This window comes from Alistipes sp. Marseille-P2263, from assembly GCF_018101075.1.
In the GTDB taxonomy this organism is placed as follows: Bacteria; Bacteroidota; Bacteroidia; order Bacteroidales; family Rikenellaceae; genus Alistipes; species Alistipes dispar.
This window is the reverse complement of record NZ_JAGQEJ010000013.1, coordinates 17878-27728: the sequence shown is the minus strand read 5'-3', so window position 1 is coordinate 27728 and position 9851 is coordinate 17878. Positions and strand designations below refer to the sequence as shown.

Annotated in this window: 4 protein-coding genes; all 4 read left to right on the top strand. The window is 58.9% G+C overall.

The window, feature by feature from the left end:
* Positions 1-504: 504 nt before the first annotated feature.
* The 4 genes from KB554_RS12860 to KB554_RS12845 all read left to right on the top strand — a co-directional run bounded on the left by KB554_RS12860 (position 505) and on the right by KB554_RS12845 (position 9835).
* A complete protein-coding gene (locus KB554_RS12860) occupies positions 505-2751 on the top strand; it encodes a hypothetical protein (protein ID WP_211036433.1) in 2247 nt (748 codons plus the stop codon).
* Positions 2752-2811: 60 nt separating this feature from the next.
* Positions 2812-4782, top strand: a complete 1971-nt coding sequence (locus tag KB554_RS12855; RefSeq protein ID WP_211036432.1) for a hypothetical protein — start codon at positions 2812-2814, stop codon at positions 4780-4782.
* Between the two features lie 189 nt (positions 4783-4971).
* Complete coding sequence (locus KB554_RS12850; RefSeq protein ID WP_211036434.1) at positions 4972-8154, top strand: TonB-dependent receptor; 3183 nt, start codon at positions 4972-4974, stop codon at positions 8152-8154.
* Between the two features lie 34 nt (positions 8155-8188).
* Positions 8189-9835 (top strand): RagB/SusD family nutrient uptake outer membrane protein, encoded by a 1647-nt coding sequence (locus KB554_RS12845; RefSeq protein WP_211036431.1) that lies wholly within the window; start codon positions 8189-8191, stop codon positions 9833-9835.
* Positions 9836-9851 lie beyond the last annotated feature (16 nt).

Genomic DNA, 9851 nt, shown 5'->3' with positions numbered 1-9851 from the left:
GTTCCGGGCGGGACATGTCGGGGGGGGGCAAGGGTTCGGGAGCCGGTTCGTTTGGGAAACGGCCGGGAGGCCCCGTTCCCGAAGACGATCCGTTCGTGCGGCCGTCTTTCCGGAATCCGTCCCGCCCTGGAGATCCGGGAAATACGGGAAAAAATTTGCATGCGAGAGTAAATCCTACCGCCTGAATTTCACCGACGAACAGTATCTTTTTTCATCTTCCTGATTAAAAAATCGCCGAAAATGAATCAAAATAGAAACTTTTTGTTACTTTTGTTATTGAGAGAATCCTCTTTCCTCGTCAAATCGCGAGGGGGGGGGATTTTTCCTTGGCGCCGTTCTCGTGCCGAGCTGAAAAAATCCCGAAAACTCGAATAAGTAATTTTTTCCGGAATCCGCTCAGGGTTCCGAATGTAAAATGGTAAAACCCATTCAAAGATGGCGTCGAGTTCGGTGCATTCCATTCGCAAAACCAAGCCGGGAAGCCGGTTCATTAAATCTCATCCTATGAAAAAACTGTACCCATTCTTTCTGATCATGCTTTGCATGGCAGGAGCCGTCGCGCTGAGTTCATGCTCGGACGACGACTCGTCCTCATCCGGCGACCCCGATATGCCGGAAAGCGGGAATGCACTGATCTGCAACGGTGTCGTGCGGGAAATCAAATCCGCCGTCTATACGGTCGAGACTCCCGGAAACGGCGAAAAGGCAGATGTTCCGGAAGCCGCCCCTGTCTATACGATCTATCTCTCGCCGACGGCAGGGCTCGTGGATGCGGACGGCATGCTGATCGCCGACGATGCCGTGAAGATCACCGTCAAACAGCCTTCCGGAGCCGTCGATCTTACGGCTGCCGGCAACGGAATCGTCTATGGGGAGATCGACGTGAACTCCTCGAACGTCGGGGAAGCCTCGAAAGCGGCTCTCTCGGTCGAGTTCCTCTCGGCCCGCGTCGCCCGCATTTCCGCCGAAATCGAAACCGGCGGCAAAACGCTGACGGTCGCCTATTACGGACCGTGCAAGAATTCCGACGCTTCGGAGGAGGGAGACGACGCAGACAAGGTGGTGCTGGATAAAGTTCCGCTGTCGTGGTACCTCGGCCCGGTCAAGGGCGTGGAGTCGCACAACTATTATATGGCCTTTACGGATGCCGAATATACCGTGGCCAAAGGGCAGGTGACGCTCAAAGAGGCGGGTTACCTTTTCGTGGCCGACCTCTATGCGGTTCCGGGCGAAGATGCCTACACGCTTCCCGAGGGCGAATATATGGCCAGCCAGCTCAACGAGGACCACACGTTCACGTCCCAATATACCGGCGTTCAGTATATCGACGCCGAGGGCAATAAGACCCAGTTGTCGCTGGTTCCGGGAGAGCCGTTGAAAGTCACCCGCGAAGGCGACGTCTGGAGCGTTTCGCTCCGTTTCGTCGATACGGACGGTTCCGAAAAGAGCATCGTCTATGAGGGACAGCTCCAGATCGTCGATCAGCCGGAGGACGGCGGCTTCTACCTGCCGCAGATCGGACGCGACGTGGAAGTGGTCGGATTCAGCGCCACCGCGACCTATTACGGCAACATGCTCGAAGCAGGTACCGGCATGATGCAGATCAACATTTACGACGAAACCTACGACACGGAGAAGGGGCAGGGCGGTCTCGCCGCTGCGCTCGTCGTATTCAACGACCTGTTCGGCAATCCGAAGGAAGCCGTGATCAAGCCCCACGAATATCTGGCCAACACCTCGTTCCAATGGGGGTCGTGGATGCCCGCCGTGGAGATTCCGATGGAAGCGATGGTATTCCCGCTCGGCACTTATGTCCAACTGGACGACGGAACCTCTTTCGGACAATTCTCCTACGGAAAGGAGGGGACCATAAAGATCGAGGCCGTCGGCGAGAGCAAAGGCGAAAACGGCGAAGGCGAAAGCCAGCCGGTGTACAAGATCGAGTTCAACCTCACCTCGAAGGACGGCTTTACGCTCAAGGGCTCGTACACCGGAGTCATTCCGATCACCGACGCATCCGACGACAAGCCCGACGACGACGGCACCTCGACGCTCGAGCGCGACTACGACATGGATCTGTCGAAGATCAAAAAGGCGCATTACTATACCTCCGACCAAATCTATATCCAGGGCATCGGCTACAAGCCGGTCAGCACCTACAACTGCGGCCTGCAATTCATCAATATCGGTATCGAATCGGTAGGCGATCGTCTTGAGGACTTCGTGGATCGCGAGCCGGGCGGCGACATCGTCCGTCTGGAACTCGCCACCGAGCCGGGCAAGGAGAACGAGATCACTCCGGGAACCTACGAGGTGACCGAACAGCGCTGGCCGGAATTCATCAAGCCCGGAGTCATGATGCGCGGCATCATGCTGAACGGCGCCCTGAGCGGCAGCCGGTGGATGCATCAGTCCTACTCGATGTGGGGAGACGACGACAAGATCTTCGAATACATGGACGCACACGCCCTGCTCTACGGCGGACAGGTTACGATCACCAAGGTCGAGGGCGAAGGCAAGGAGAACTGGTATCGGTTCGAGGTTGACGGCATCTGCGTGCGCAAGCATCATGTGCGCGGAACGTGGGAAGGCCCTGTCGTAAGCCAAACGGCGGGCGGTGCTGCGGCCGGGAAGGATCATCTCGAACCGCCCAGGCTGCTCCGCCGCCTGCCGGCTCCGAAGGTCTCGATGAGCCGTCTGGCCGAAAAACTGCCGGACGTCATGTTCCGAAAGGCCGGAATGACCGAATGACAAAGTGAAACCGGATAGCGCGGGGTTTCCCCGAACCCCGCGCTATTAAAAACAATCGCTATGAAAAACTCGACCCATTACAGACTGCGCGCGCTGGCGTGCGCGATGCTCGCATCGGCAACCATGCTGGGCGCATGCGATGACGACGATCCCGACGACGATCCCGGAAAGAAGCCGCCCGTAAAACTGACCGACCAACTCCAGTACGACGGAGGCGACCTCGTCGGCATCAAGTCGGCGATCTATGTCGTTGAAGAAGACGGCAGCCACACCTTTTACCTCTCGCCGACCGAGGGGCTTATCAATGCCGAACAGATGGAACAGGCCGACGATTATCTGCGCGTGAAGGTGGACAATCCCGAGGGCAGCGTGAACACGGCCGCCGATCCGTTCGAAATCGAATACAAGGATATTTCGGTGAAAAAGACGACGATGAACGACGTCGCGAGCGTGGAGCTTTCCGTCGATCTGGTGACGGAGACCCGGCTCAATCTTTACACCTGCGTCGAATTGAAGAGCGGCAAGACGCTGCTCGCCCGCTACCAGAATACCTGTACGGAGGAGCGTGACATCGAACTGACGAACCAATACGAGATCGACAATCGGATCGCCGCCGTCGGAAGCGTCGTCGAGTGGCGCAACGTCCGCGAAGGCAACCGCCGCTTCTGCCTCTACGAGCAAGAGGGCCTGACCGCTCCCGAGGAGGGGGCTGCGGGCGTGGAGATTCTGCTCGCCGAGGAGCTGTTCGGAACGGCGGAAATCGACCTCGCGACGGCCGATCCCGCGAAGGTGCAGATTCGCTGCGGCGAATTCACAACGGGCGCCGGGACGACCGGAACGCTGACGGCGAAGTACCTGACGGACAAATTCGGCACGATCGAAGGGCTCGTCGTCGCGCTCGACGCTTCGAAAGACGGGAAACGCCTGCGTGCCGCCTACGAAGGCACGTTCGCCGGAGGCTATGCGGCCACCAATACGATCAAGGTGACGGAGCCGGCATCCGGCGGCGAGGCTGCGGCCGCAGCCGAGGCCCCGATCGCCGCGCTCTTCTCGCAGGAGCCGCAGGTCGGCAGCTACGTATTCGCTTTGGGCGATGCCGAAACGGCCGCAGCCCCGGCCGATCTCGCCAAAGGTCATTGGGCTGCGTATGTGCGGGTGCTGGCTGCCAAGTTCGACGGCGTGATCGACGTCGCGGCGCAGACCTCCGATTACTGGTTCCGGCTCTACGACCACAAGACCTATCAGACCTACTACGGCGAGGATGCCGGACTGACCGGTACGATCGAGACCCGTCCCAATCCCGCCGGCGGCAAGGAGATCTATCTGCGGGTAAATCTGACGCTGAAAAACGGCATCGGGGTCGAAGCCGAATACTACGGCGTGCCGACGGCTGCGACGGCCGACGCGATGGATGAAGACAAGCTGAAGCCCGTCAAACCGTTCGAGCCGAGCATTCAGATCCGTACCAAGGACAACAAAGAACCCGAAGGATGGACCGACAAGACCCTGGACCGGATGGAGGTCCGGCTGGAAAAAGGCTATCGCTGGAACGGAGGCGAAGAATACGGCGGTGCGACGTTCGATGCCTATTACTTCTACTTCTGTACGGGGGCGGAAGGTTCGTCCGTCGAGGACAAGTGGGCCAATCCGCAACTGATCCTGCCTGCTGCGATAGTCGATGCCGGCAAGGAGTGCGACCTGACCGATTTCGACAATACGAAATCCCACTGGAATTTCTATTACGATACCTCCATGGACTACCTGGCCCGCGGCTCCATCGGTTACGGGGACACCTATACGCAATGGGGCATGACTACGAAATTGTGTCCCGATATGGCCAAGGTTACCGCCATACGCAACGCGGACAAGACCTGGCAGGTTTCGCTCGTCATATTGGATTACGGCGCGTTCGATTCCTGGAGCGACGATAAGTCCGGAACCGAAAACACCCTGACCATCGAATTCCGGGGCAAGGCTGCCAAGTATTCGGGCTCGAAGACGAACGACCTTGCAGACGATTTCTACGAATAGTCTGCGGTCCGGCCGGTTCGGTGACCGGACTGGCGGATGACATTTCCCCCCCCCTCCGGACTCCCGGAAGGGGAGGGGGATATATTTCGGCTCCGCGCCGGGACACGAAGACAACGAATTTTCTACAATCAATTTTTTTACCAGCGTTAAAATGGCGCATTTATGACCAAAAAAATCTTTCTATCATGGATGGCTGTTCTCGGCCTGCTCCTGTCCGCCCATGCGCAGGAACGGGAGATTACGGGTTCGGTCAAAGATCATGCGGGGGCCGGCATCGTCGGCGCCACCATTGTGGTCGAAGGCACTACGAGGGGTACGACCTCCGGTGCGGACGGCGTTTTTTCGATCGAGGCCGCACCGGACAATGTGCTGGTCGTGTCGTTCATGGGTTATCAGTCCCACACGATCAGGGTGGGGTCGCAAACCCGGATCGACGTCGTGCTGAAAGAGGACACGCAGGCCATCGACGACGTGATCGTCGTGGCGTTCGGTACCGCGAAGAAGGAGGCCTTCACCGGTTCGGCCGCCGTCATCAAGTCGGACGACATCGCCAAGTCGCAGCAGTCCAACGTGGCGCAGACATTGGCCGGAAAGGTCGCCGGCGTGCAGATCGCCAACACCTCGGGACAGCCGGGAGAGAGCCCGACGATCCGCATCCGCGGATTCAGTTCGCTCAACGCCGGCAACGACCCGCTGTGGATCGTGGACGGCATGCCCTATTCGGGCGACCTGAACAACCTCAACCCGAGCGACATCGAGTCGATGACCGTGCTGAAGGACGCCGCCTCGAACGCCCTGTACGGCGCCCGCGGCGCCAACGGCGTGGTGATGATCACCACCAAAAAAGCCAAGTCGCAGGAGGCCCACGTGACGATCGACGCCAAGTGGGGCGTCAATTCGCGCGCCGTCCAGGACTATGCGTACATCACCAACCCGGCGCAATTCTACGAACTGCATTACAGCGCGCTGAAAAACTACTACATGGATTCGGACATGGGTGCCGGCGAGGCGCATCTGCGCGCCAATGAGACCCTTACGTCGTCCGCGAGCGGCGGCGGTCTGGGCTATATGGTCTATACGGTTCCCTCCGGGCAGGAGTTCATCGGCATCAACGGCAAGGTCAATCCCGCTGCGACTCTCGGCCGCCGTCTCGTCTATGAGGGCAAGGAGTACTACGTCCGTCCCGACGACTGGACCGATGCGGCTTTCCGCTCGTCCCTGCGTCAGGAGTACAACGCTTCGATCTCCGGCCAGACCGGGAACGCCTCGATCTACGGATCGTTCGGCTACCTGAACAACGAAGGTATCGCCTACAATTCGGACATGGACCGTTATACGACCCGTCTGCGCGTGGACTACCAGGCCAAGAAGTGGCTCAAGTTCGGCGCCAACGCCAACTACACGCATTTCCGCTACAACCAGATCGACGACAGCGGCGCCGGCAACTCGTCGGGCAACGTCTTCGCCTACACGACGGCCGTCGGTCCGATCTATCCGCTCTACATCCGCGACGGCGAGGGTAATGTCATGTACAACGAGGACGGCATCAAGCTCTACGACTACGGCAACGGCGACAACGCCGGCATGGAGCGTTCGCTCTTCCCCAACAGCAACGCCCTCTCGGATTCGCGTCTCAACAAGCAGGAGGCCGAAGGCAACGCCTTCAACGGCACGGCCTACTTCGACGTCACGTTCCTCAAGGACTTCAAGTTCACGTTCAACGCCGGCGTTTCGCTCGACGAAACCCGCTCCACGAGCGTTCTGAATCCCTGGTTCGGACAGTTCGCCAGCGAAAAGGGATCGGTTTCGAAAGGCCATCAGCGGAATTTCGACCTCAACTTGCAGCAGATTCTCAACTACACCAAGCAAATCGGCCCGCACAACATCAACGTGATGCTGGGCCACGAGTCCTACCAGAACCGCATTTACTTGTTGTCGGCTTCCAAGAGCAACATGCTGACGCAGGACAACGACGAACTGGCCGGGGCGATCATCGACAAGCAGGCGGCCAATTCCTACCGCACCGAGTACAACAACGAGGGTTATTTCGCCCGCGTCATGTACGACTACGAGAACAAGTACTTCTTCTCGGCCTCCTACCGCCGCGACGCCTCGTCGCGTTTCCATCCCGACCACCGCTGGGGCAACTTCTGGTCGCTGGGCGGCGCATGGATCATTTCGAAGGAAAATTTCATGGAGAGCACCTACGAATGGCTCGACAACCTCAAGCTGAAGGCCTCGATCGGCTCGCAGGGCAACGACAACATCGGTAATTTCCGCTACACGAACACCTACACGATCGAAAACGCCAACGGAAAGGTATCGACCGTCTTCAACGCCAAGGGTTCCGAGAACATCACCTGGGAGACCAACTCCAACTTCAACGCCGGCGTGGAATTCAGCTTCCTGCGCGGTACGGTTTCCGGAGGCGTCGAGTATTTCCTCCGCAAGACGACCGACATGCTGCTGTCGTTCCCGGTCGCTCCGTCGCTGGGCTATTCGTCCTACTACGCCAACGTGGGCGACATGCGCAACAGCGGTATCGAGATCGAACTGAACTTTACGCCGATCCGGCGGGAGCATGTCCAGTGGGACATCAACCTCAACATGACGCACCTGCGCAACAAGATCACCATGCTGCCGCCCGAACGCCGCAACAAGCAGGTCGATGGCTACTCCGGTTATGTGAGCGGCTCCACTTTCTTCGGAGAAGGGCTGCCGATGTACACTTTCTACATGAGGAAATATGCCGGTGTTTCAGACGAGGGCCTTTCGATGTGGTACATGGACGAAACCGACGGCAAGGGCAACCCCACGGGCAAGCGCGTCACGACGACCGAATATGCCAAGGCGTCGGACTATCTCTGCGGCGACCCGATTCCCGATCTCTACGGCGGTTTCGGCACGAGCGTCAATTTCTGGGGCTTCGACCTGAGCGTGGCCTTCACCTACCAGATCGGCGGTCTGGCCTACGACTCGGGCTATGCGGCGGCCATGTACTCGCCGGCCAACAAGACGACGGGCATGAACTGGCACAAGGACATCCTCAAGGCATGGTCGGCGGACAATGCGTCGTCGAACATTCCGCGTTTGCAGTATGAAGACAAGGATCAGAACAACATGTCGGATCGTTTCCTCATGGATGCCTCTTATCTGAACCTGCAAAACATCAACTTCGGCTACACGCTGCCGGCGAAATTCACCAAGAAGGTCGGAATCGAGAAGGTGCGCGTCTATCTCGCCTGCGAGAATGTCTGGTACTGGTCCAAGCGTCAGGGATTCGATCCCCGCTACTCCTATTCGGGATCGACGAGCCAGGCCACCTATTCGCCCGTAAGGACGATTTCGGGCGGTATCAACATCCAATTCTAATCGGCCTCAATCACTTTACGACAAACGATATACTATGAAAAAAGCGACAAATATAACGCTCGCGACGCTGGCGGCGGCTTTGCTGGCAAGCAGTTGCATCAAAGAAGCCGACCCCTATGAAATAGCCACCGAGGATCAGGTGACCCTCGAAACGCTGATCGAGGGTATTCCAGCCTCGCTCGTACAGGCCGGTTCCGCGGGCTACGCACAGGATGGCCAAGCCTGGGACTTCGCCCTGCCGGCCATCCATATCGCCACGGAATCCATGACGGGCGACATCGCCATCGGCGGCAATATCGGCTACGACTGGTTCGCACAGTGGGGAACCAACGAAGCGCTCGGGGCCGACTATGCCGTGGGCGCGCTCACGTGGAACAACTACTATGCGTGGATCATGGCGGCCAACAACGTCATCAAGCAGATCGACGCCTCGGACTTCTCCTCGCTCGACGCCACGCAGAAGTCCTATCTGGGCTTCGCCTACGCCTATCGGGCCATGTTCTACCTCGATCTGGTGCGTCTGTACGAGTTCAAGGAGAACAACTACACCGAAGCGCCCGAAGTTCTCGGGCTGGGCGTGCCCGTCGTACTGCCCGAGACCACCGAGGCCGAGGCCAAGAACAACCCCCGCGCCAAGGTCGATGACATCTACGACAAGGTGATCTTCCCCGACCTGGACAAGGCCGAAGAGCTGTTGAGCGGCTTTACGGCCCCCGACAAGTACACGATCAGCCTGGCGCTGGTTTACGGACTGAAGGCCCGGGCCTGGCTCGAGCGGGGCACGGCGAAGGAGGACGATGCCGCTTATGCGCAGGCGGCCGAGTACGCCCGGCAGGCCATCACCGCCAGCGGCTGCACGCCCCTGACGCAGGAGCAGTGGGAAGACCCCACGAACGGCTTCAACAGCGCCACGTCGAACAATGCCTGGATCTGGGGCCTCGCCCTGCCGAGCGAGAGCGTCGCCAACCTCTTCTGCTTCACGGCGCACATGAGTACCGAGAACGCATGGAGTGCCTACGGAAACGACGCCTGCCGCTGCATCAACAGCAACCTCTACAACAGTATCGACCTGCGCGACTTCCGCCGTCATTCGTGGCTCGATCCCGACCGCAAAGACCCGGAGAAGGAGTCCTACGACTACAAAAGCTGCCGCAAAGAGGGCAAGGAATACTTCAATGAACTGCCCGATTACGCGAACATCAAGTTCCGTCCGGCGCAGGGCGTCTATGAGGATTTCAAGGTCGGCGGAGCCGCAGACCATCCCTACATGCGCGTCGAGGAGATGTACTTCATCGAGGCCGAGGCCAGGGCGCATGAAAATCTTGGCGAAGGCATCCGTCTGCTCAACGAGTTCATGAACGGCCACCGCATCGTGGGCGGAGGTTACGACTGTACGAACATGTCGTCGTCGGTCGAAAGTTTCACCAACGAGCTGATGCTCCAGAAGCGCATCGAGTTCTGGGGCGAAGGCATCGTCATGTTCGACATGAAGCGGCTCGACATGTCCACCCGACGGGGCTATGTGGGAACCAACTCTCCCAATTCGTACCGGCTGAACACGGAAGGGCGCGCGCCCTACTGGAACTTCGTGATCACGCGCGGCGAGACGCAGAACAATCCCGTCATCGCCACGCAGAACAATCCCGATCCTTCGCAGACGGTCAAGCCGTGGAACGGCTGATGACCATCTGCGACCG